The organism is Rhizobium sp. 57MFTsu3.2, from assembly GCF_012932765.1.
GTDB classification, from domain to species: Bacteria; Pseudomonadota; Alphaproteobacteria; order Rhizobiales; family Rhizobiaceae; genus Rhizobium; species Rhizobium altiplani.
Genome location: NZ_JDWI01000001.1, coordinates 80,213 through 101,304 on the forward strand (window position 1 = coordinate 80,213; position 21,092 = coordinate 101,304).

The window sequence follows — 21,092 nt, forward strand, 5'->3', positions numbered from 1 at the left end:
ATGTCGTCTTTAGACGGTCCGGTTCACACACCGGCCCAACCGCCTATATCGAGTCCCGCGGGCGGCGCGAACCAGATCAGGGTCCGCGCCTATAACGAGCGGCTTGTGCTGTCGCTGGTGCGCCTTTACGGCTCCCAGTCGAAGGCGGATATCGCACGCCGCACCGGCCTTTCGGCACAGACGGTGTCGGTCATCATGCGGGCACTGGAGAAGGAAGGGCTGCTCTCTCGCGGCGAGCCGGTGCGCGGGCGCGTCGGTCAACCCTCGATCCCGATGCGCCTCAATGCCGACGCCGTTTACTCGTTCGGCGTGAAGATGGGCCGACGCAGCGCCGACCTGGTGCTGATGGATTTCGTGGGCAATATCCGCCTGCAACTTCACCAAACCTATGCCTATCCGCTGCCCGAGGTTTTCCTGGACTTCATTACGTCAGGCATCCGCGAGCTTGAAAGCCGGCTCGACGAGCAGCAGCGCAGCCGCATTGCCGGCATCGGCATCGCAGCACCCTTCGAGCTTTGGAACTGGGAAGAAGAAGTGGGATCGCCCAAAGGCGCGATGGACGTGTGGCGCGACTTCGACCTCCACGCAGAAATCGCCGCCCGCGTGCCCTACCCCGTTTACCTGCAGAACGATGCGACAAGTGCCTGCGGCGCCGAACTCGTGTTCGGTATCGGGCCGTCCTATCCCGATTTCGTTTATTTCTTCATCGGCTCCTTCATCGGCGGCGGTATAGTTCTCAATTCGGCAATCTTTTCCGGTCGCACGGGCACAGCCGGAGCCATCGGCCCCCTTCCCGTTCGCGGCAAGAACGGCGAAACACTGCAGTTGCTCGAAGTTGCCTCGATCTTCGTGCTGGAGAACATGCTGCGCGAGCGCGGCATTGACCCGCAGCCGCTCTGGTATTCGGCCGACGACTGGATCGACTTCGGTGAGCCTCTTGAGACGTGGATCCAGGACACCGCCAAAGCGCTCGCACAGGCAATCGTCGCCGCGGCCTCGATCATCGACTTCAGTGCGGCCGTCATCGACGGTGGCTTTCCCGGATGGGTACGGGAACGGATTGTGCAAGCGACGATCCATGAAGCAGCGATGCTCGATCTGCAGGGCGTTGTCATGCCGGACATTATCGAAGGCGCGGTCGGCGCTCATGCGCGCGCCATCGGCGGCGCCAGCCTGCCGATCTTCGCGCGCTACCTTACGGACCAGAACGTTCTATTCAAAGAGGTCGAATATGCTGAAGGGACTTAACCCGCTTCTGAGCCCGGACTTGCTTTCGACCTTACGCGCCATGGGGCATGGCGACGAAATCGCCATCGTTGACGGCAACTATCCCGGTGTCGAACATGCAAGGCGGCTGATCCGCCTCGATGGCCACGGTATCGTACCCGTGCTCGATGCCGTTCTCAGCGTCCTGCCGATCGACGACTTCGTTCCGGATGCGATTTTCCGGTCGACCGTGAAGGCCGAGCGCGACAAGCTCGACCCTGTTCATGAAGAGATAATCGATTGCTGCGCCCGCCACGAGCCACACCGGCAGGTCGTGCCGCTTGTCGGGGCTGACTTCTACAATCGCGTTCGGGCCGCTCACGCCGTCATCCAAACAAGCGAACCGCGACTTTACGCCAACGTCATCCTGCGGAAGGGCGTCATCTACCCAGAGCAGGCGGGCGACCACGCCGTTGAAAAGGCAGAGGTCGACCCCTTTACCTATTGAGCGTCAGATTTCCCCTGCCAATGGCCCCCAGACATCAGTTAGGGCAAAGCCACCCGGATGCGGATCGAAGGGATCGAGCGCGACCTGCGAAAGACCAAAGGTAAAGCCACGCCCGGCGATCGTCGGAATGATCGCGGCACGGCCGGCGACTTCGGTTTCCGCCAGCAGACCGACCTCGAACTCCGAACCAATGATCGAGCGCGACTTGAAGATGTCGCCGACCTTTGCCTCGCCACGCGCATGGCGTGCTGCGAGGTTGGCGGAATTGCCCGTGCCGCAGGGCGAGCGGTCGGCGCGCCCCGGCCACATGGTCGTGCAGGTACGAACGGTGCCGTCCGGCTCGAGGTCGCGGAACATGACGTAGGCAACGCCCGAGATCGCTGGAATTTCCGGATGGACAACCTCGATGCTGCGGTTGATCAGCTCCTTCAGCACCATGCCGGCCTGCACGAGCGCCGCGGCATTGCCCTTCTCGATCGTCAGGTTGATCTGTCCGACATCGACCAGCGCGTAGAAGATGCCGCCGTAGCAGATATCGACCTTGATCTTGCCCCAGTGCGGGGTGTCGACGTCCACGTCGAGCTCATGCACGAAGGACGGAACCATGGTGAGCTTGACCTTCTCGCAGCGCCCGTCGCGGCAGGTCGCCGTCGCCTTGACGAGGCCCGCGGCCGTCTCCAGCGTGACGATGGTTTCCGGCTCCTTCATCTCGACGATGCCGGATTCCAGCAATGCGGTGGTGACGCAGATCGAGTTCGAGCCCGAGCTTGCATGCGCCTGGTCAGGCTGCAGGATGATGAAGGCCGCATCGGCAGCCGGATGCTTCGGCGGCAACAGCAGATTGACGGAGCCGATCGGCGCGCCGCGCGGCTCGAGGCAGAGAAAGCGGCGCAGTTCCTGGCCCTTCGGATCGGTGTTCAGCCAGTTCAGCTGTTCGGCGACCGTATTGCCGGGGATCTTCGGCACACCGCCGATCGCGACCTTGCCGATTTCACCTTCCGCGTGGACATCCAGAAGCTGGATCGTGCGCTTCCATCTCATTCGTCAACTCCTCTCAAGCGCGTGATCTCGCCATCACGCGAATATTGTCCGGCAATATTGTCGACACCCTCCGGCAGCAATCCAGCATTTCGCCGATGAGCTTGGTTCAGATCTCGCCTATCCGCAGGCGTGTGAGTGTCGTTGCAGCCAGTTCTGATATATCAGATCGCAGTCGATTGCCTACGGGGAATCTTCACCGGTGAAAAACTTCCAGGCGACACTGCGGCTGACGGCATTAAGCCAGCGTACCGCCGCTCCGAAAAACTGGGCCGGCACAGCGCTGATGATTTGCAGGAAGGACCGAAAAAGAAAAGAGCCCGGTGCGGGAGGAGGTGCACCGGGCTCTTGATCCTGACTGACAACTGGGAGGAGGAGTGTTGTCAGTCCGATGAAGGAGCGCTGGGAGGAGGAGTGCGCTGCCTTCGAGGTAATAGATAGCCCATTGTTTCGATCAGGAATAGGGAGATTACCGCAATGCAGCATTGCAATGCCCGCATAGCTCCACGAATCTTGCAGCCTCTTTTTGCGGCATATTTGATCGACTGATCAATTTTTCTTAAACAACGTCGGCCGTGAGATTGTGCCTGCGGCGGCGAGAGACGGCAATCGGGTAACGCCGTCCCGAAACGATCTCGGGGCACCGCAGATCTCCTGGTTGGCCCGGAGACCCCGCCAGCACAGAAAAACATCACCAAAGGTTGAAGGAAGAAGATGACGGAAAGGCGAGAATTCGCCTCGCCTTTCCCTCGGCCCAACCCCATCAATAGCCGTTATCGCATGGCATGCTGCCATCGCCATTGGTGCCGCCAAATGTGTTCTGACAGTAGGTTTGCCGCTGCATCGGCCGTGCCGGTTGAGTGCCGATCGAGCCGGTCGTACCGCCCTCGACACCGAAGGCTGCCAGCGGATACCAGTAGCCATCCGGACCGCGGCGGGTGCCGGGGCGCTCGGTGCGCGAGCCACGATAGCCGTTCAAGTGACCTGCCCGCTGATTGTACTGCACCATCTCAACGTTCGAGGCACTTGGGAGAGGAACCTGCTGCACAGGTGCCGCCTCGACGGGAGTGATTGATGCCAGCGCGAGAAGAGTTCCGGCCGAGAGAGTGGAAGCGAAGCTGAACATTTTCATGATAAATCCTCCTTCTGGATTTACCTTAGAAAAATGCGTTCTACCGTAGCAAAGTTCCGCCATCACACGCGGGTTCCTGCATTCGTGATCGGCAGCGACTGCGCGTGATGTGTGGGTCCTGATTCTTTACAGCGCGCACTCGATCGTGGCATGGCGGATCAAGCGATCCGGCCTCGGAACTCAGCAGGCCCGCAAACTCATCTATTTGCGATTCGGTATCCCTGGCTCGACAGGCACGCGACATACTGCCGGTGCGCGGCAGCGGTCGCATTCGCTTCCTCTTGGGCCGGATCGATCGGAGCGCCGGCCATTCCGACGCGCAGTTCGTATTGCTTCTTCGCCTCGCGATACATGAAATTGCCATCGGCGGCGCAGATGTGATGCGCGATGCCCGGCGGATTGAGCGGTGGATCGAAAGGCGTGGCCACGGGCACGAGGGTCGGCGCATTGGCGTCGACGCAACCGGCAAGCGCCGCAACCACCACGCACAACGCAAACGCTCGCCCCATACCCCTCAACATATTCCCTCCGGCCATGCGCCACGAACCGCTGCACGCAGCGCCAAGTTCACCATGGCGTCGCAATATTGCGCCAAGCTAGCGCGTCAGCTCTGCAGCAGCCTTCATGCCCGCCCGGTCAATCCGAAGCGGTTGCGGTAGTCTCCGGGCGATAGCCCCGTGATCTTGTGGAACACCTTTCGGAACGCGCCCGGATCCTCGTAGCCGGCCGCACCCGCAATCTGCTCGACCGTGCGGTTGGAAAACTCCAGCATTTCGCGCGCCTTGCCGATCCGCAGATGCTGGCAATACTCAGTCGGGCGAAGGCCGGTCGCCCTGCGGAAACGACGCAGGAACGTGCGCTCCTCCAGGCGGGCACGCTCCGACATCGCCGCAAGCGTCACTTGGCGCGCACCACTCGCGTGCAGCCAGTGCTGCACCTTGAGGATCTGCTCGTCGCCATGATTGAGACGCGGCGAGAAATTGCTGTAGTAGCGCTGCTCCCTGCCCGGCGGATCGACGAGAAGATAGCGCGCGGTCTCGAGCATGATCGTCGATCCCAACAATCTGTCGACGAGTTTGAGGCCGAGATCGGTCCAGGCCATCAGGCCGCCCGCGGTAATCACGTCGCCATCGTCGATGATAAGCTTGTCGGCGTCGACCCTCACCTCGGGAAAGCGCTGAGCCAGCGCGTCCGCGCAGACCCAGTGGGTCGTCGCCAAACGGTTCGCCAGAAGGCCCGTTTCAGCAAGAAGGAAGGCGCCGACGCAGACGGAACTCAGCGTCGTTCCCTCGGCATGCCGCGCACGAAGCCATTGCGCCAGCGGAGCGGCTTGCTCTGACGTCATCGGGTCGCCGAAGCTCGGCGGCAGGATGAGCACGGCCGGCGATCCGGGAGTGCCGGGTGCCGTATCGAAGACGCGCTCGACCGCTGCCGAGGTTTCTGCCCCTTGCCAATGGCTGACGCGCAGGGCGGGGCCTCCTGACGGCTGCCGGGCAGTTGCGAACCGATTGGCCAGGTGGAAGAGATCGGTCAGACCGTGGACGGCTGCGAGTTGGACGTTCGGATAAAGCAGGATGCCGATCTCGGCCGGCGCGTCGGTTTGGCTCATTTGTCAGTTTTCGCCTCGATAATGTCAATTTCGCCAATCCACACCATGCCGATTCAGACATAGTTTGTCCATCAACGGCCGGGGATCGCCCCCGGAAGAACCGAAAGGACACAAGCACATGAGCAAGCGAGCCCTCATCGTCGTCGACATTCAGAACGACTATTTTCCGGACGGCAAATGGCCGTTGAGCGGTGCCGAGGCGGCTGCCGACAATGCGGCGCGGATCATCGCGGCTGCTCGAGATGCAGGCGATCTTGTCGTTCACGTCAGACATGAGTCGGCGAGCGAGAATGCCGCCTTTTTCATGGCCGGCTCAGAGGGCGCCCAGATTCATCCGAAGGTGCTGAACCGACCCGGCGAGTCCGTCATCGTCAAGAACCATATCAACTCGTTCCGTGAAACGGATCTGAAAGCGACACTCGACCGCCATGGTATCGAGGACGTCACGGTCGTCGGCAGCATGAGCCACATGTGCATCGACGCCGTGACGCGGGCCGCCAACGATTTCGGCTATCGGGTGATGGTCATCCATGACGCTTGCGCAACGCGCGACCTCGAATTCAACGGCACGCTCGTCCCTGCCGCGCAAGCGCATGCGGCCTTCATGGCGGCACTCGCCTTCGCCTACGCCTCCGTGCTCTCGACCAACGAGGCACTCGCCATGCGCGGCGAATTGAGAGCCTCTGCTTAGGCAGGCGCATCGGGCGCGCCTGCGACGCGGGCTGACCACTGAAGAGCCCAGATGACCGCCATCGTCCCGTGGCGGCGACCAACGGACCGACTGGTCCCGTTCGCCGTTGACTTCACAGATGATGAGAGGAGAATGCCTGTTATGCCTCCCCACGCAATATAAGGGGTGCCCACGATGACGATCGCAAGGAAACTTCAGGATTATATCGACGGTGAGGGTATCGCCTATGATACCGTCCCGCATCATCGCACAGCGACAACCAGCCAATCGGCGCAAGCCGCGCATGTTCCGGGCAGCCGGCTGGCGAAATCCGTCGTCGTGCATCACGAGATGGGCTACGTCCTGGCCGTCGTTCCCAGCACGCACCGGATCGAGCTCAGCACGTTGCAAGATGTCATGGACAGGCGCCTCGGCCTCGCCTCGGAAGATGAGGTTTGCTCGCTCTTCGCCGACTGCGACATTGGCGCTGTCCCACCGATCGGATCGGCCTACAACGTACCTGTGATCCTCGACGAAAGCCTCGGCGATGCCAGTGACGTCTATTTCGAGGGCGGCGACCACACGACGCTGGTGCATATGAGCGGCCCCAGCTTCCGGAACCTGATGAGGGACGCGCAAATCGCCCGCTTCAGTCACCGGCCGTAAGGTCGGGTTAAAGAACCGTTCGCGATTCGATTGCTCTGGCAAGGCAATGCGCTTGACGCATGCCAAGAAGGCAACATTTCGCCGTAGGCAGGCTTGCCCGATCAGCGAGCACTGTGGGCGTGACCGATTTTGGAATGTGGCGCTCTTCGATCCGATTCCCTTTGATCTGCAGCGTCTCGACACCCTCCCCATGACAAAATTGCGAGCCACACCAGGACTACTGGCCGGGATCGGATCCGACATCTTGTGAGTACGTTGCCTGTAGCACTCGAGGGACATGAACGCAGCATCGGGCGAGATGAAACTGAGAACTGGCACGTGATTGTTATCGCTGTCGATGTCCAGGCATGCCCGCTTCATCTTACTTTCGGATCTTGCCGAGTGAAGCCGCAAGATCGCGAGCCCCGCAAACCTTGCGAGTTCAGCAGCGCACCCTAGTTTGAAATCGTGCGCGACCTTTGCAGTCGATGTGTATGCCGTTGTTCTAATGTAACTTTTCAAACCACAAAGGGCTTCCATCATGCCGGACGAATCTAAAGAAGGCCTCGATCGCCGCCATTTCCTGGTAGCATCCATCGCGACGGTCGGCGCATCCGCCGCCCTTGCCGTCAACGCTGGCGCTGCAAATGCCCAGCAAGCAGCGGCACCCTCTACCAATCCGTCATCAGGAACAGCCTACACCGGCGACGTCATCGACGGGAAGAAAGTCGTCAGCGCGCTTGACGTCAACGACCTGGAGCCCGGCAAGAAGCATGCCCTCTATTTTCAGGGCGTTGAAATGCCCACCGGACAGCACTGGCATGTCTCTGTGGTGGTCGCCAAGGGAACAAAGCCAGGTAAGCGCGCCATCCTTGTCAGTGGTGTGCATGGCGACGAAATGAGTTCTATCCATACAGTCCAGACGGTGATGAACCAGCTCGATCCGGCGGAAATGTCGGGCACGGTGATGGCGGTCACGGACGTGTCCCGCCCAGCCGTCGAAAGCATGCAGCGCAGATGGCCCAATCAGGGCAGAGGCATTGATCTGATCGATATGAACAGGGAGTGGCCCGGGAATGAGAACGGCGCCACCGCGCCCAGCCGGCACGCCGGGCTCCTGTTCAACCGGCTGCTGCGGCCGAACGCCGACTTCGCGATTGACTTCCACACCGGAACAACCGGATTCGAAGTGACAGCGTTTAATATTGGCGGCATGGATCTGCCCGAGGTCAAGGCAATGCTGGAGCTCTATCCGGTCGGCCAGATCTTCGACAACCATGTCTATCCCGGTGTCCTGCATAACGCGTTCATCGACGTGGGAATTCCGGCCTTTACGCCGGAGATCGGCGCTGCGCGGGTGCTGGACCTCGACATGATCTCTCTGTTCGTGGAAGGCACTATGAATGTCCTCAAGCATTACGGCATCGTCGCCGGGTCGATGGGACGCACAGGCAAGGACGTGAGTGTCTTTGTCGGAAACAGCGCCTTCCCGATTCTTGCCACCGCGGGCGGGATCGTCGAGCATCTGGTCAAGCTGAACGACAAGGTCGAAGCCGGGCAAAAGGTGGCCATACAGCGCAACAGCTTCGGCGAGGTGGTTGCGGAGTATACAAGCGGTGTGGCTGGCGAGATAACGGGTCAACGCAGCGATGCAATGTCCGAGCCCGGCAACCCCTTGGTATTCATCCTTTTCAACAAGCCAACGCCTGAAGGCTCCGAGGTCTATCCCGAATAGTTCACCGTGTAGGCGATCCTTGCTCGTCTTCGCAGGACAAGCATTTGCGACGCTCTTGCGCGCACGCCAAGGGTTTGGCGTGTCCACCTTGCTAGCTGCCACACGGCGAGACGCAGAGGCTCTCGTCGAAACAAAGCCGCAGCTTCACAGCATTTTCGTCTTAATGATGGGGATGGCGCACCCGAAGAGATTCGAACTCCTGACCCCCAGATTCGTAGTCTGGTGCTCTATCCAGCTGAGCTACGGGTGCGTGCCGGAAGCGGTCAAACCGCTTGCGTGGGCGGTTCTCTAAAGGGTCCTTTGAGGGATTGCAATAGGCATTCTGAAAAAATCGCGACTTTGGTGGTGCAGAGCTGAAATGCGAAAAATGCATCACTTTTCTTGGAGTGCTCGGCCGCGATAATCGTCCAGGGATACCGGGCGGTCCGGAATTTCGATGCGGAACTGCGTTCCGACCGAGGGTTTTTCCACAAGAGCGATCGTGCCGCCGTGGGCCAGCACCAGTTCGCGGGCGATTACCAGGCCGAGGCCCGTGCCGCCGGAGCGGGCTGAGCCGCGGAAGGCTGCGAAGAGATTCTGTCTGGCTTTCTGCGGCATGCCGGGGCCAGTGTCGTCGACTATGATGCTGACGACGCTGCCGACACGTTGGGCCGAAACCGTGATTCGCTTGATGCCATCCGGTCCCCGCCCCGCGCCAGGCACGCTCAACGCCTGCACGGCGTTGCGGCAGAGATTGTGGATAACCCGGAACAGTTGCTCGCTGTCTGCATCGACCTCAAGGTCGGCCGCCATCTGTTCGACGAATTCAATGTCGCTCTGGGCATCGACCGCGAGCATGTCCTTGACGTCCTGTGTCAGGTCGAAAAGCCGGACGCGGCGCCTGCGCGGAGCGGCCTCGCTTGCCTGGCCATAGGACAGGACCTCGGTCGTATAGCCGACAGCGCGGTCGATCGTGCGCAGCAGCTTTGGCGCGAAGGCCTTCACCATAGGATCGTCGACGTCCACGAGGCGGTCCGACATCAGCTGCGCCGAGGCCAGGATGTTGCGCATGTCGTGATTGATCTTGGAGACGGCAAGCCCCAGGGCAGCAAGGTTCTTCTGCTGCTTCAGCGTCTTCTGCAGCTCCATCTGCATCGAGGTCAGGTGTCGGCCGGCAACCGCAAGCTCATCGCGCCCGCCATCGCCGACAAAGACGTTCTGCGGATTTTCCGGATCGGAGGAGAATTGCTGCATGCTGCCCGTCAGCTTGCGAATCGGCCGGATCAGGATCCGGTTGATCGCGAAGAAAACCAGTGTCGCGGTGAACATCGAAATCAGAATGGACAACAGAAAGACGTTGCGGGAATAGACCAGCATCGCATTGCGGAGGTGCTTGTCCTTCATCAGCACTTCCACGCCGGTATTGGTGTCCTGCACCGGGCCATAGACGCGGATCATGCGATTGCCGCCGAAAATCATCGTATCGAGCGCATCGCGGATCGCGATCATCGGCGGCACGTCGGTCAGATCATACTGTTCGTCAACGGAGGTCGGCATATCCGTCGTCGCAAGCAGACGCGAGGTGCCCTCTTTCCGCAAGACGATCGCCTTGGTGCCGGTCGCCTCCAAAGTTTCCTTCTGTAAGGCGCGCGGCAACTCCACCGGCTGCAGGCCATCGATAACGATCGCGGCCGCGGCCGCGGCGTTCAACCGCTCATCCAGCCAGCGCAGACGCATACTGGCAACCGAGGGGAAGAAGATCAGAACCTCGGCCAGCATGATGCAGACAACCGTCAGCCACAGCAGCTTGCCGGAAAGCCCGCCGAACTTTCCGGACGGGCGGTGCTCCGCCCTGTTGGTCTCGTTCCCTGCAGCACCGCTCTGGGGAAGATTCTCGCCTTGATCGTTGGCTTGCATCGTCTTTCGTCCGCTCGGCGCCAGGCGCCCTTCGCGACTTCTATATTAGCCGATGACGGTCCGCTTTCAAATCTTTGAGAGCAACGCCGCTTGCGACAAAAGGAAACGCCGCCCCGAGGCGGCGTTTCCGATCGGTCGAAAGAGGAAGAGGGCTGATCAGAACTCTTCCCAATTCTGCTCGGCGACGGCGACATTGCCGGCGAATGCGCGTGCGACGGTCCCCATGGCGCGGCGCGCTGGTGAGGCCACCGGACGATGCTCCTGTTGGCGCGCAACGGCGACAGGAGCCGAGGCCGGCACGTTCGAAACCTTGAAGCGCGAGATGAGGCGGACGAGGCCGTCGGCTTCGCCGGAGAGCTTGTGCGTTGCCGCGGAGGTTTCCTCGACCATGGCGGCGTTCTGTTGCGTCACCTGGTCCATCTGGTTGATGGCCGTGTTGACCTCCTTGAGGCCGGTCGACTGCTCCTTCGCGGCAGTCGCGATCGAGTGAATATGGTCGTTGATCGCGTTGACGCGGCTTTCGATCTGGGACAGCGCCTCGCCGGTGGCCTGAACGAGCTTCACGCCGACCTGGACTTCGTCCCCCGACTTGGTGATCAGGCCCTTGATGTCCTTTGCGGCGGTTGCCGAGCGCTGCGCCAGTTCGCGGACCTCCTGGGCGACGACGGCAAAGCCCTTGCCCGCCTCGCCGGCACGCGCGGCTTCGACACCGGCATTGAGGGCGAGCAGGTTCGTCTGGAAGGCGATCTCGTCGATGACGTTGATGATCTGGCTGATTTCGCGCGAGGCCTGCTCGATGCGGCCCATGGCGTCGACGGCATTGCGGACGACAACGCCCGATTTGCCGGCATCGTCCTTGGCCTCGGACACCATGACGCTGGCCTCCTGCGCGCGCTCTGTCGAATTGTTGACCACGGCCGTGATCTCATCGAGGGCTGCCGAGGTTTCCTCGAGAGCCGCTGCCTGCTGCTCGGTGCGCTTTGAGAGGTCGTCGCTTGCGGCGCGCAGCTCGTTGGTGTTTCCGTGGAAGCCTTCTGCCGTTTCGCGGACTTCGCGTATGGTCGTCTGAAGGGTGGCGAAGGTGCTGTTGACGTTCTGCTGCAGTTCGGCGAAGGCGCCGTGGAAGCTGCCGCGCATCGTCTGCGTCAGGTCGCCTTCCGCCAGGCTTGCAATTACGCGGCGTGTTTCGCCGACACCGGCATCGATACTCGAGAGCAGCTGGTTGATGTTGGTGGCGAACTGGTTGAGGTTCTCGTCACCATAGTCCTTTTCGATGCGGCGGCTGAAGTCGCCGGCAGCTGCGGAAGCGACGACCACGGACATGCTGGACTGCAGATCGTCGCTCTTGGCACGCATGGCGGCCTCCTGCGCGTTCATGCGGCGGACGGCGAGACCGTTTTCCTTGAAGACGGCAACGGCCGCAGCCATCTCACCGATTTCATCCTGACGGCCGGCAAACGGCACGTCGGCATCAAAATTGCCGTCAGCCACTTCCTTGATCGCCTGGGTAACCTTGTTGATCGGACGGCTAAGCTGGATCGTGCCGATGTAGAAGCCCATGCCGATGCCAGCCGTGACGCCGACAACACTGATCGCGATCACGAGCCACAAGATTGAGGTGCGCGAGCTTTCGACGAGAGCATTGACAGCGTCCAGCGTCGCCTTGTCGGTGGCCACGACAGCGTCGATTTCGGCCTGGAAGGCTTTGCGGTTGGCGCGGTTGGCATCGTTGTTGCCTTGCTCGCTGGCAGCCTGCGGGCTCACTTCCGTGCCGAGACGCGCTGTTTCGGTGCGGAATGTCCGGAATTCCTTGGCACGTTCAACCAGCTTGGCAAAAGCACCCTTCTGACTTTCGGGAACGAGCGGGGTCCAGGAGGCGATCACATTGTCGATCTGGTCGAGGTTCGCAAGCAGTCCCTTGGCGAAGGTAGCAGCCTCCTTCGTCGTGGGCGCACTGTAAATTCCGCGTGCTTCCATGACCGTCGCCGTCACAAAACGGTTAAGGCGCTCACCGGCGTAGGCGCGATCAGATGCGTCTTCGTAAGCCGACAGATTAGTATCGTATTGATGCACGGCCCAAAGCGCCGTCGCCCCGATCAGCAATGCAACGCCACACATGGCGGAAACAAGCAGATTGATCTTACCTCGAATTTTCAAAGGAAAAGCCCCCCAAAGACTGATGACAAGCCGGGAAAGCATTCCGGCCGATAGCTAAAATTGGCCCAAATAAATTAACGTTAGATTTCGGGTGTTTGGCTGCAGCACTACAAAAAATTACCCGTACTTAATCGCCGCCGCTTCGCTTTTTGCGCGCAGAAGCGTTAGACGCTGGGCAGGATGCGTGCTGTAGTTGAAACTTGAGAAAAATATTACGCCAGCGCATGGCTCACTGCTTGTCACAATGATTAATGCGCTTCACTAAATCTTGTACTCCGGGCGCAAACTCGGAAATTCCCGGCGATAATTGACTTTGGGGGCCTTCATCCGTATAAGCCGCCGCACGTCCGGTCATATAAGGCTTTCGTTAGCCTCGCCCGTTCGAAAAACAACGCTCCTTGCAATATGCAAATTCAAGAAGGGCCGCACTCCGCGGTGTTTAAATAAATGAAGCGTACCTACCAACCATCCAAGCTTGTCCGCAAGCGCCGCCACGGTTTCCGTGCACGTATGGCCACCAAGGGCGGCCGTAAGGTCATCGTTGCTCGCCGCGCACGCGGTCGCAAGCGTCTTTCGGCCTAAGGCCGAATTGCCCGATAAGAGATGGCGGGCGAATTGACGACCAATAACAAGAAAATGACTGCCGGGCGGCTGAAAAGCCGCCCGCAGTTTCTTGCTGTCCGCCAGGGCGAAAAACGAAAAGGCGGTTTCTTCCTGCTTGAGGTGCTCGACCGGAAGGAGCCGGAGACCGAAGCCCGCGTCGGCTTCACCGTCACCAAGAAACACGGCAACGCGGTCGAACGAAACCGCATGCGGCGGCGCCTGAAAGAGGCGGTGCGACTTCATGCAGGGTTTGCAATGCAGCCCGGACACGACTATGTGGTTGTCGCGCGAAGGGACGTGCTGAAAGCATCCTTCAAAGAATTAGCCGCAGAGCTCAAAACTCGCGTCGAGACCAAGCCGAAACACAAGCGGTCCGGAGACGGCCGCCCCAGGAACGTATGATGCAAAACAACCGCAATTATTTCATTGCGATCGCTCTCTCAGTGCTGATCGTTCTCGGCTGGCAGTTCCTCTATATGAATCCGCGCATCGAGGCTCAGCGCAAGGCGGAGCTTGCCCAGAAGGCACAGCAACACACCGAGCAAGTGCAGACGCCTGCGCCCGGCGGCGCAACGACGGCGCAGCCGAACGGGGCGGCTCCCACCGACCAGGTTCCGGCGGTGGCGTCGATTGCAGATGCTCTTGCGAAGAACCCGCGCATCACGATCGATACGCAGGCACTTTCCGGTTCGATCAACCTTGTCGGCGCCCGTCTGGACGACCTCCGGCTCAAGCGCTACCACGAGACAGTCGACGACAGCAGCCCGATCATCACCCTGCTCAGCCCCTCCGAAACGAAGGACGGGTACTTTGCCGAACTCGGCTATATCGGTGGCGACGCGACCGGCAGCGTGCCGGGTCCCTCGACGGTGTGGACAGCGCCGGCTGACGCAAAGCTGACCGAAAAGACCCCGGTCACGCTTACTTACACCAATGACAAGGGCGTCACCTTCGCGCGCACCATTTCCGTTGACGAGAACTACATGTTCACGGTCACGGACAAGATCACCAATGCCGGTCAGGCTCCGGTCGCGCTTTCCGGCTACGGGCGCATCACGCGCTACAACAAGCCGGCTGTCGCCTCCACCTATGTTCTGCATGAAGGTTTCATCGGTGTTATCGGCGAAGATGGACTTGTCGAAAGCAAGTATACCGCCGTTGAAAAAGAAGCCGTCAATATGGCGAACGCAACCGGCGGCTGGCTCGGGATCACCGACAAATATTGGGCAGCGACGCTCATCCCGCCGCAGCAGACCCCCTTCGACGCCCGCTTCAGCCATTTCACGGACGGACAACCGCGTTTCCAGGCGGACTACAAGCAGAATGCGGTCACCGTCGCGCCCGGCCAGTCGACTGAGCTCAAGAACCTGATTTTTGCCGGCGCCAAGGTCGTTCCTGTCATCGACAACTACAAGGATACGTATCAGATCCCTCGCTTCGATCGCCTGATCGACTGGGGCTGGTTCTACTTCCTGACGAAGCCGATGTTCAGGCTGATGGACTTCTTCTTCCATTACTTCGGCAACTTCGGCGTCGCGATCCTGCTGACCACCATCGTCGTCAAGGCGCTGTTCTTCCCGCTCGCCAGCAAGCAGTACGCTTCGATGGCGAACATGAAGCGTGTTCAGCCGAAGATGGAAGAGCTGAAGGCCAAGTTCGGCGACGACCGCATGGGCCTGCAACAGGCGACGATGGCGCTCTACAAGGAAGAGAAGATCAATCCGATCGCCGGTTGCTGGCCAATCGCGCTGCAGATCCCGATCTTCTTCTCGCTCTACAAGGTGATCTACATCACCATCGAGATGCGCCACGCGCCGTTCTTCGGCTGGATCCAGGACCTTTCGGCGCCCGATCCGACCTCGTTCATCAACCTTTTCGGCCTGTTGCCGTTTGCCGCTCCGACCTTCCTGCATCTCGGCGTCTGGCCGCTGATCATGGGTGTGACGATGTTCCTGCAGATGCGCATGAACCCGACCCCGCCGGATCCGACACAGGCGATGATCTTCAACTGGATGCCGCTGGTCTTCACCTTCATGCTGGCAAGCTTCCCGGCTGGCCTGGTCATCTACTGGGCCTGGAACAACACGCTTTCGGTCATCCAGCAGGGCGTGATCATGCGCCGCCATGGCGTGAAGATCGAGCTCTTCGACAATCTGAAGGGGCTCTTCAAACGAAAGCCGGCTCCGACAGAGAAATGACGAAAGCCCCGCTCCGGCGGGGCTTTTCATTTGTACCCCGCCGGGGTGTCCGACGACTGTGCGGTTGACAAAATCGCCTGGAACCTGAATGCCATAGGCACACTGGATTTTGCTGGAAAAGGCCGAATGACCGACAATAAGAACGACAAGCCGCTGTTCGGGCGCCCCTGGACCTTTATCCGCGGTGTTCCCTCCCTGAAATTCCTGCCGCCGGAAGGACCGCTGGAAGTGGCTTTTGCCGGCCGTTCGAACGTTGGCAAGTCTTCTTTGATCAACGCGCTCGTCAGTCACAAGGGGCTGGCGCGCACCTCCAATACGCCAGGCCGGACGCAGGAGCTCAACTACTTCGTGCCGGAAGGCTATTCGGGCGAAAGCGGCGACCTTCCGCCGATGGCTCTAGTCGACATGCCGGGCTACGGCTACGCGCAGGCGCCGAAAGACCAGGTCGACGCCTGGACGAAGCTCGTCTTCGATTACCTGCGCGGCCGCGCGACGTTGAAGCGCGTCTACGTGTTGATCGACAGCCGCCACGGAGTGAAGAAGAACGACGATGAGGTGCTGGATCTACTGGATAAGGCTGCCGTCTCATACCAGATCGTTCTGACCAAGACCGACAAGATCAAACCACCGGCTGTGACCAAGTTGCTCGCGGAGACCGCGGAAAAGATCAAGAAGCGGCCCGCCGCCTATCCGGCCATCATCGCCACGTCCTCGGAAAAGAGCGAGGGTCTCGATGACCTGCGCGAGGCAATCGCGCAAACGGTCGGTATCGCCAACTGGAAATGAAAGAAGACGCCCCAGTGGAACGGGGCGCCTTCTATTGACCGCCTGAACTAATTTACATCTTCGGCAGCAGAACCTTGTCAACGACGTGAATGACGCCGTTGGATTGCTTCACATCGGCTATCGTGACGTGGGCGACGTCGCCGTTTTCATCGGTGATCGTGATCTTGCCCCTGCTTTCCTTGGCCTTCAGCACGCAGCCGCCGACGGTCTTGATGTCGTGTTCGCCGCCGTCGGCCTTGATCATCTTGGCAACGGTCCTGGCCATCGCATCGGCCGCGACGACATGGCAAGTCAGAACCTTGGTCAGCGTTGCCTTGTTTTCAGGCTTCAGCAGCGTGTCGACCGTGCCGGCGGGCAATTCGGCAAAGGCCTGATTGGTGGGAGCGAATACGGTGAAGGGTCCCTTGCTTTCCAGTGTCGACACGAGACCGGCAGCCTTGACGGCAGCAACCAGCGTCGTGTGATCCTTCGAGTTCATCGCATTCTGCACGATGTCTTTCGTCGGATACATCGCAGCACCACCAACAATCGGATTCTTGGCCTCAGCGACGAAAGCAAATGTGGAAACGGCAACGGCAAGCGCACTCAAGCGCAGGGTGGACTTCATCATGACGGTTCTCCTCTAGCATCCGCTTATGAGACCGGCCGAATGCCGGCATTCCCTTGCGGACATGAGGAGCTACGGAAGGCTCGCAGGAAGAGTTTCAGCGCGAACGCAGGTGTGCCGAAAAAAAGTGTTAGCGGCGGTGCGTCGTGCCGCTCGCCACGATCGGGCCCGTGGCCTGGCCTGTCGGAGAGCCGCCAAAGGGCTCGAGGCTGACGGCAAGGGACGCGCCCTCGCCTATGTTGCCGCGCATATCAACCGGTATGACCAGCTCGCCGGTCTGATCCGAAGGAAACACGCCAAGCGACCTTGGTGTGCCGGTTGCCGGAACGAGCCAAAGCTCCAGTGACTTCTCCTGCGGCTTGCCAATAGCTACGGGCACGATCCTCAGCCTTCCGCTCTGCCGCTCATAGGAGGCGAGCAGGTTGACCTGGCTGTTGGCAGCGGTCAGCTCGGCGACGAGCGGTGCCGGTGTTTGAGGCGGCGTGACCGCGACGGTCGCGATTGTCAGTGCACCCGCCGTGATCAGCAGCGAGACGAGCGCAAGACAACGCCAGAAAACGATAGAGCTCCATAGACCGCGCGACGGCACCGCGACAGCTTCCGGCTCACCGAACAAACGTGCTTCGATCTGCTTGAACGTTTCCTGACCGGGGCTGACGACGTCGTAATCGTCGTTGAAAGCGGAAAGGTTGGTCTCCCAGCGGCTGACGATGGCTGCGAACTGCCTGTCGCGGCGCATCCGCTCTTCCACAACCCGCCGATCCTTGAAGGAAAGAACACCAAGAACATACTCACCGGCGAGTACCTCGTCGCGGGAGCGGCCTCCCTTGCTCTGATCCGGCGATGTCATCGTTCCATGCACTCTCTCAGTTTCAAGAGGCTGCGACGCAGCCATGTGCGCATCGTGTTCAAGGGGACGCCAAACTGATCGGCCAGTTCCTGATAGCTCTGCCCTTCGACGTAAGCTTTCTTCACCGCCGTTGCCCGATCAGCTTCCAACTCTTCCATGCAGGTGTCAATCCGCCTTCCCTCATCCTTGATCACAGTCTGTATCTCGGGCGAAGGATCGTCATCCGCGAGGTCGTATGCACTGTCCAGTTCGTCGGCGATTGGCTTGCGCGCGCGCATGATGTCGATTGCCTGGTTACGCGCAATTGCAGCGAGCCAGGAAGACGGTGCCCCCGATCCGGCAGCAAAAACGCCGGCGCGTTGCCAGATCTTGACGTAGACCTCCTGGGTCGCCTCCTCGGCGTCCGTTCTGTCTCTCAAGATACGCAGGCAGATGGAAAGGAGTTTCGGGCTCGTCTCGCGATAGAGCACAGCGAATGCCTTGCGGTCCCCGATCGCAACGAGGCTTATCAAATGTGCGATTTCGTCGCTGGTCATCCCATGCCTCTAGCCAAAGCGCCGATCTTCTCGAGCGCGGTTGCCAGCACATACGGCAAACTATTGGCCTCTGGATTATTCCATCTGTCAAAAACTTGAGATAAAAGGCCGCGATCAATTCCACGGGGTATCCCATGAACCAGTCCGAAAGCGAAACCCAGGCACGCCTCCTAGCGCAGGCCCTGCCCTTCATGCAGCGTTACGAAAACAAGACGATCGTCGTGAAGTACGGCGGCCATGCCATGGGCAATCCCGAGCTGGGCAAGGCCTTCGCGAGCGACATCGCGCTGCTGAAGCAGTCGGGCGTCAATCCGATTGTCGTCCACGGCGGCGGCCCGCAGATCGGCGCGATGCTGACGAAGATGGGCATCGAATCGAAGTTCGAGGGCGGCCTGCGCGTCACCGACGCCAAGACGGTCGAGATCGTCGAAATGGTTCTCGCCGGCTCGATCAACAAGGAGATCGTCGCGCTCATCAACCAGACGGGCGAATGGGCGATCGGCCTTTGCGGCAAGGACGGCAACATGGTCTTTGCCGAAAAGGCGCAGAAGAAGGTCAAGGATCCGGACTCGAACATCGAGCGCGTGCTCGACCTCGGCTTCGTCGGCGAGGTGGTCGAAGTCGACCGCACGCTGCTTGATCTGCTTGCCCGCTCCGAGATGATCCCGGTCATCGCACCGGTCGCGCCCGGCCGCGACGGCGCAACCTACAACATCAACGCCGACACTTTTGCCGGCGCGATCGCCGGGGCGCTGAGTGCAACCCGTCTGCTCTTCCTGACGGACGTCCCCGGTGTTCTCGACAAGCAGGGCAATCTGATCAAGGAACTGTCCGTTGCCCAGGCGCACGCGCTGATCGCCGACGGCACGATCTCCGGCGGCATGATCCCGAAGGTCGAGACCTGCATCGATGCGATCAAGGCCGGCGTCCAGGGTGTCGTCATCCTGAACGGCAAGACCGCGCATTCCGTGCTGCTCGAGATCTTCACCGAGCACGGCGCGGGAACGCTGATCGTTCCCTGAGCCGCGGCTCTGCGCTTTTCCGGGAGTTGTGCTTTAGCCTGCGGCGGCATAGACCGCCGTGGCTGCCTCTTTCAGCTTCTCCATCATCATCCGATAGGGTCCTGGCCCATAGCTGACGCGGCTGACGCCAAGCCTCGCCAGCGTCTTAACATCGGGAGCGCCCGGTCGCATCATGATGTTGACCGGCAAGTCCGAGGCGGTTGAGATTTTCTCGATCAGGCCCTCATCGATTAGCCAAGGCACGAAGAAGCCGTTGGCACCGGCAGCGGCGTAAGCCTTGCCACGCTCGATCGCTGCATCGACCAGTCCTGCGTGCTTTGAGAGATCACCTTCGCGCAGAAACAGATCGGTGCGGGCGTTGATGAAGAAGGTAATGCCACGGCGATCCGCCATCTCGCGAATGGCGCGGATGCGGGCGGCCTGCTTCTCAACCGGGTGCAAGCCTTCACCGCCGACCACCTGATCTTCGAAATTGATGCCGATGGCGCCGGCGTCGATCAGCTTTTCGACATTGGCGGCGGCACCGGCCGGTTCCGTCGAATAGGCGCCCTCGAAATCGACCGAGAGCGGCAGGTCATTCACCGTGGTGATCGACCGCGTGGTGGCAACCAGCGCTTCGAGCGGAATCTTTTCACCATCCCCATAACCCTGCGCGGCGGCGACTGACCAGCTTCCCGTCGCAAGAGCCTTGGCGCCGGCCTCGGTCACGGCCTTCGCCGTTCCGGCGTCCCATATGTTGTAAAGGACGACAGGGTTGCCCTTCTGATGCAGCGCACCGAATGCCTTTGCCTTCTCGGCCTGATTCATTGGATCTCCTCCACAAACAATCCCTTGGTCTTCATCTCATCTTCGTGCCGCAAAAGCCATTGCTTGCGCCAGAGCCCGCCGCCGTAGCCGGTCAGAGATCCGTCGGCGCCAATCAGGCGATGGCACGGGATGACGATTGCCATCTGGTTCGCGCCATTGGCGCGCCCGACGGCCCGCACCATCTGCGGGTTCTCCATGTCACGCGCAATATCACCATAAGCGCGTGTCTCGCCGACGGGTATCTCCATCAGCTTCGACCAGACCTGACGTTCGAAGGCTGTGCCGAAGCCCAGCGCAAGCGGCGTCCGGAACGCAGCAGACCGGCCATCGAAATAGTCCTTCACCTCAGTATCGATCTGATCGATCGCAGGTGTGCGGCCGGCCGCAACCGAGGAGCGCGTCTTGCGCTGCAGCTTATCCAGTTCGGCCGGCAGCGCCTTGCGGTCGTGGAATTCAAGGAGATGCAGATGTGTCTGGTCCGCGACCGCCACCATGGGCCCGAGAGGCGTTTCGAACCAATCGGCAAACAGGAGATCACGCTTCTGCGACATGACAGGCGCCTTGCCGATCAGCCGCTGGAATGCGGCGCGAAAGCCGCTGCCGGACTCATACCCAGCCTCAATCTGAGCATCGATGACACGAGCGCCATTCGCCAGTTGCTTCTCCGCCTCACCAAGACGGCGATAGCGGGCGATATCGAGGAACGTCACGCCTGTTGATCGCTTGAAAGCCCGCCGCACGGTCGAGGGGTCGTAGCCGCGCGCGATAAGATCGTCCTCCGTCCATCGCGCTGCCGGATTGTTGTCGAGTGCCTCGAGGAGTTCGTCAACAATCGGCTCCCTGTCCGCCTCTTCCAATGGCCGGCACCGCTGGCACGGCCGAAATCCGGATTGCATGCAGGTGGCGATGGAATCGTAGAAGAGGGTATTTTCTCGCTTCGGCTTGCGAGCCGGGCAGGTCAGCCGGCAGAAAATGCCGGTTGTCTTGACGCAAACGTAAGCGCGGCCCTCATAGGCAGGGCTTCGGGCAATCAGCGCGTCGTAGAGCGCATCGTCATTGGGCAGATCGAAGAGCATGAGGCGTTCTA

General features: G+C 60.5%; 21 protein-coding genes and 1 tRNA gene. 10 read left to right on the forward strand and 12 right to left on the reverse strand.

Annotated features, from left to right (window positions below):
• Complete coding sequence (locus tag AF71_RS00385; protein WP_018857692.1) at positions 1-1,248, forward strand: ROK family transcriptional regulator; 1,248 nt, start codon at positions 1-3, stop codon at positions 1,246-1,248.
• Complete coding sequence (locus tag AF71_RS00390; RefSeq protein WP_062372941.1) at positions 1,232-1,714, forward strand: RbsD/FucU domain-containing protein; 483 nt, start codon at positions 1,232-1,234, stop codon at positions 1,712-1,714. Before AF71_RS00385 ends, AF71_RS00390 begins: the two co-directional genes overlap by 17 nt.
• Before the next feature lie 3 nt (positions 1,715-1,717).
• Here AF71_RS00390 and AF71_RS00395 read toward each other — a convergent pair whose 3' ends face one another.
• From AF71_RS00395 to AF71_RS00410, 4 genes are all read right to left on the reverse strand, one after another.
• On the reverse strand, positions 1,718-2,755 hold the full coding sequence (locus tag AF71_RS00395) for a 4-hydroxyproline epimerase (protein ID WP_169679183.1): 1,038 nt from the start codon (positions 2,753-2,755) through the stop codon (positions 1,718-1,720).
• 760 nt (positions 2,756-3,515) lie between these two features.
• Positions 3,516-3,884 (reverse strand): hypothetical protein, encoded by a 369-nt coding sequence (locus tag AF71_RS00400; RefSeq protein WP_018857695.1) that lies wholly within the window; start codon positions 3,882-3,884, stop codon positions 3,516-3,518.
• A gap of 197 nt (positions 3,885-4,081) precedes the next feature.
• Positions 4,082-4,405 (reverse strand): hypothetical protein, encoded by a 324-nt coding sequence (locus tag AF71_RS00405; protein WP_026371834.1) that lies wholly within the window; start codon positions 4,403-4,405, stop codon positions 4,082-4,084.
• 101 nt (positions 4,406-4,506) lie between these two features.
• On the reverse strand, positions 4,507-5,493 hold the full coding sequence (locus tag AF71_RS00410) for a GlxA family transcriptional regulator (RefSeq protein ID WP_018857697.1): 987 nt from the start codon (positions 5,491-5,493) through the stop codon (positions 4,507-4,509).
• Positions 5,494-5,611: 118 nt separating this feature from the next.
• Between AF71_RS00410 and AF71_RS00415 the strand changes: the two genes are divergently transcribed.
• The 3 genes from AF71_RS00415 to AF71_RS00425 all read left to right on the forward strand — a co-directional run bounded on the left by AF71_RS00415 (position 5,612) and on the right by AF71_RS00425 (position 8,543).
• Complete coding sequence (locus AF71_RS00415; RefSeq protein ID WP_018857698.1) at positions 5,612-6,184, forward strand: cysteine hydrolase family protein; 573 nt, start codon at positions 5,612-5,614, stop codon at positions 6,182-6,184.
• Positions 6,185-6,358: 174 nt separating this feature from the next.
• Positions 6,359-6,829 (forward strand): aminoacyl-tRNA deacylase, encoded by a 471-nt coding sequence (locus tag AF71_RS00420; protein ID WP_026371835.1) that lies wholly within the window; start codon positions 6,359-6,361, stop codon positions 6,827-6,829.
• A 520-nt stretch (positions 6,830-7,349) separates the two neighbouring features.
• Positions 7,350-8,543 carry a succinylglutamate desuccinylase/aspartoacylase family protein gene (locus tag AF71_RS00425; protein WP_169679186.1) on the forward strand — a complete coding sequence of 398 codons (1,194 nt, stop codon included), beginning with the start codon at positions 7,350-7,352 and terminating at the stop codon, positions 8,541-8,543.
• Positions 8,544-8,716: 173 nt separating this feature from the next.
• Here the strand turns inward: AF71_RS00425 and AF71_RS00430 are convergent.
• The 3 genes from AF71_RS00430 to AF71_RS00440 all read right to left on the reverse strand — a co-directional run bounded on the left by AF71_RS00430 (position 8,717) and on the right by AF71_RS00440 (position 12,596).
• A tRNA-Arg gene (locus AF71_RS00430) sits at positions 8,717-8,793 on the reverse strand.
• A 122-nt stretch (positions 8,794-8,915) separates the two neighbouring features.
• A complete protein-coding gene (locus AF71_RS00435) occupies positions 8,916-10,439 on the reverse strand; it encodes a HAMP domain-containing sensor histidine kinase (protein ID WP_169679188.1) in 1,524 nt (507 codons plus the stop codon).
• A gap of 156 nt (positions 10,440-10,595) precedes the next feature.
• Positions 10,596-12,596, reverse strand: a complete 2,001-nt coding sequence (locus tag AF71_RS00440; RefSeq protein WP_210258100.1) for a methyl-accepting chemotaxis protein — start codon at positions 12,594-12,596, stop codon at positions 10,596-10,598.
• A gap of 447 nt (positions 12,597-13,043) precedes the next feature.
• On the opposite strand from AF71_RS00440, the gene rpmH reads away from it, so the two are divergent.
• The 4 genes from rpmH (at position 13,044) to yihA (ending at position 16,183) form a co-directional block, all read left to right on the forward strand.
• Complete coding sequence (gene rpmH, locus AF71_RS00445) at positions 13,044-13,178, forward strand: 50S ribosomal protein L34 (RefSeq protein WP_016552555.1); 135 nt, start codon at positions 13,044-13,046, stop codon at positions 13,176-13,178.
• A 21-nt stretch (positions 13,179-13,199) separates the two neighbouring features.
• Positions 13,200-13,601 (forward strand): ribonuclease P protein component, encoded by a 402-nt coding sequence (rnpA, locus tag AF71_RS00450; protein WP_007802014.1) that lies wholly within the window; start codon positions 13,200-13,202, stop codon positions 13,599-13,601.
• The gene (yidC, locus tag AF71_RS00455) at positions 13,601-15,397 is read left to right on the forward strand and encodes a membrane protein insertase YidC (RefSeq protein ID WP_112665965.1); all 1,797 of its coding nucleotides are present in this window, start codon (positions 13,601-13,603) and stop codon (positions 15,395-15,397) included. The genes rnpA and yidC overlap by 1 nt, the downstream gene beginning before the upstream one ends.
• A gap of 126 nt (positions 15,398-15,523) precedes the next feature.
• Positions 15,524-16,183 (forward strand): ribosome biogenesis GTP-binding protein YihA/YsxC, encoded by a 660-nt coding sequence (yihA, locus tag AF71_RS00460; RefSeq protein WP_018857704.1) that lies wholly within the window; start codon positions 15,524-15,526, stop codon positions 16,181-16,183.
• Positions 16,184-16,235: 52 nt separating this feature from the next.
• Here the strand turns inward: yihA and AF71_RS00465 are convergent, their stop codons facing one another.
• The 3 genes from AF71_RS00465 to AF71_RS00475 all read right to left on the reverse strand — a co-directional run bounded on the left by AF71_RS00465 (position 16,236) and on the right by AF71_RS00475 (position 18,176).
• Positions 16,236-16,793, reverse strand: a complete 558-nt coding sequence (locus AF71_RS00465; protein ID WP_112665797.1) for a fasciclin domain-containing protein — start codon at positions 16,791-16,793, stop codon at positions 16,236-16,238.
• Positions 16,794-16,920: 127 nt separating this feature from the next.
• Positions 16,921-17,640 carry an anti-sigma factor gene (locus tag AF71_RS00470; RefSeq protein WP_018857706.1) on the reverse strand — a complete coding sequence of 240 codons (720 nt, stop codon included), beginning with the start codon at positions 17,638-17,640 and terminating at the stop codon, positions 16,921-16,923.
• A complete protein-coding gene (locus AF71_RS00475; protein ID WP_112823941.1) occupies positions 17,637-18,176 on the reverse strand; it encodes a sigma-70 family RNA polymerase sigma factor in 540 nt (179 codons plus the stop codon). Before AF71_RS00475 ends, AF71_RS00470 begins: the two co-directional genes overlap by 4 nt.
• Positions 18,177-18,310: 134 nt before the next feature.
• On the opposite strand from AF71_RS00475, the gene argB reads away from it, so the two are divergent.
• Complete coding sequence (gene argB / locus AF71_RS00480) at positions 18,311-19,198, forward strand: acetylglutamate kinase (protein ID WP_018857708.1); 888 nt, start codon at positions 18,311-18,313, stop codon at positions 19,196-19,198.
• Between the two features lie 33 nt (positions 19,199-19,231).
• On the opposite strand, the gene AF71_RS00485 is transcribed toward argB, so the two are convergent.
• Together AF71_RS00485 and AF71_RS00490 are read right to left on the reverse strand one after the other, a co-directional pair.
• A complete protein-coding gene (locus tag AF71_RS00485) occupies positions 19,232-20,005 on the reverse strand; it encodes an isocitrate lyase/phosphoenolpyruvate mutase family protein (protein WP_018857709.1) in 774 nt (257 codons plus the stop codon).
• Complete coding sequence (locus AF71_RS00490) at positions 20,002-21,081, reverse strand: trifunctional transcriptional activator/DNA repair protein Ada/methylated-DNA--[protein]-cysteine S-methyltransferase (RefSeq protein ID WP_025658746.1); 1,080 nt, start codon at positions 21,079-21,081, stop codon at positions 20,002-20,004. The genes AF71_RS00485 and AF71_RS00490 overlap by 4 nt, the downstream gene beginning before the upstream one ends.
• Positions 21,082-21,092 lie beyond the last annotated feature (11 nt).

Bases quoted from the DNA above. Each gene is read 5' to 3' on its own strand.
- AF71_RS00385 (WP_018857692.1), top strand. From the start codon at position 1: ATGTCGTCTTTAGACGGTCCGGTTCACACACCGGCCCAACCGCCTATA.
- AF71_RS00390 (WP_062372941.1), top strand. From the start codon at position 1,232: ATGCTGAAGGGACTTAACCCGCTTCTGAGCCCGGACTTGCTTTCGACC.
- AF71_RS00395 (WP_169679183.1), bottom strand. From the start codon at position 2,755: ATGAGATGGAAGCGCACGATCCAGCTTCTGGATGTCCACGCGGAAGGT.
- AF71_RS00400 (WP_018857695.1), bottom strand. From the start codon at position 3,884: ATGAAAATGTTCAGCTTCGCTTCCACTCTCTCGGCCGGAACTCTTCTC.
- AF71_RS00405 (WP_026371834.1), bottom strand. From the start codon at position 4,405: ATGTTGAGGGGTATGGGGCGAGCGTTTGCGTTGTGCGTGGTGGTTGCG.
- AF71_RS00410 (WP_018857697.1), bottom strand. From the start codon at position 5,493: ATGAGCCAAACCGACGCGCCGGCCGAGATCGGCATCCTGCTTTATCCG.
- AF71_RS00415 (WP_018857698.1), top strand. From the start codon at position 5,612: ATGAGCAAGCGAGCCCTCATCGTCGTCGACATTCAGAACGACTATTTT.
- AF71_RS00420 (WP_026371835.1), top strand. From the start codon at position 6,359: ATGACGATCGCAAGGAAACTTCAGGATTATATCGACGGTGAGGGTATC.
- AF71_RS00425 (WP_169679186.1), top strand. From the start codon at position 7,350: ATGCCGGACGAATCTAAAGAAGGCCTCGATCGCCGCCATTTCCTGGTA.
- AF71_RS00435 (WP_169679188.1), bottom strand. From the start codon at position 10,439: ATGCAAGCCAACGATCAAGGCGAGAATCTTCCCCAGAGCGGTGCTGCA.
- rpmH (WP_016552555.1), top strand. From the start codon at position 13,044: ATGAAGCGTACCTACCAACCATCCAAGCTTGTCCGCAAGCGCCGCCAC.
- rnpA (WP_007802014.1), top strand. From the start codon at position 13,200: ATGGCGGGCGAATTGACGACCAATAACAAGAAAATGACTGCCGGGCGG.
- yidC (WP_112665965.1), top strand. From the start codon at position 13,601: ATGCAAAACAACCGCAATTATTTCATTGCGATCGCTCTCTCAGTGCTG.
- yihA (WP_018857704.1), top strand. From the start codon at position 15,524: ATGACCGACAATAAGAACGACAAGCCGCTGTTCGGGCGCCCCTGGACC.
- AF71_RS00465 (WP_112665797.1), bottom strand. From the start codon at position 16,793: ATGATGAAGTCCACCCTGCGCTTGAGTGCGCTTGCCGTTGCCGTTTCC.
- AF71_RS00470 (WP_018857706.1), bottom strand. From the start codon at position 17,640: ATGACATCGCCGGATCAGAGCAAGGGAGGCCGCTCCCGCGACGAGGTA.
- AF71_RS00475 (WP_112823941.1), bottom strand. From the start codon at position 18,176: ATGACCAGCGACGAAATCGCACATTTGATAAGCCTCGTTGCGATCGGG.
- argB (WP_018857708.1), top strand. From the start codon at position 18,311: ATGAACCAGTCCGAAAGCGAAACCCAGGCACGCCTCCTAGCGCAGGCC.
- AF71_RS00485 (WP_018857709.1), bottom strand. From the start codon at position 20,005: ATGAATCAGGCCGAGAAGGCAAAGGCATTCGGTGCGCTGCATCAGAAG.
- AF71_RS00490 (WP_025658746.1), bottom strand. From the start codon at position 21,081: ATGCTCTTCGATCTGCCCAATGACGATGCGCTCTACGACGCGCTGATT.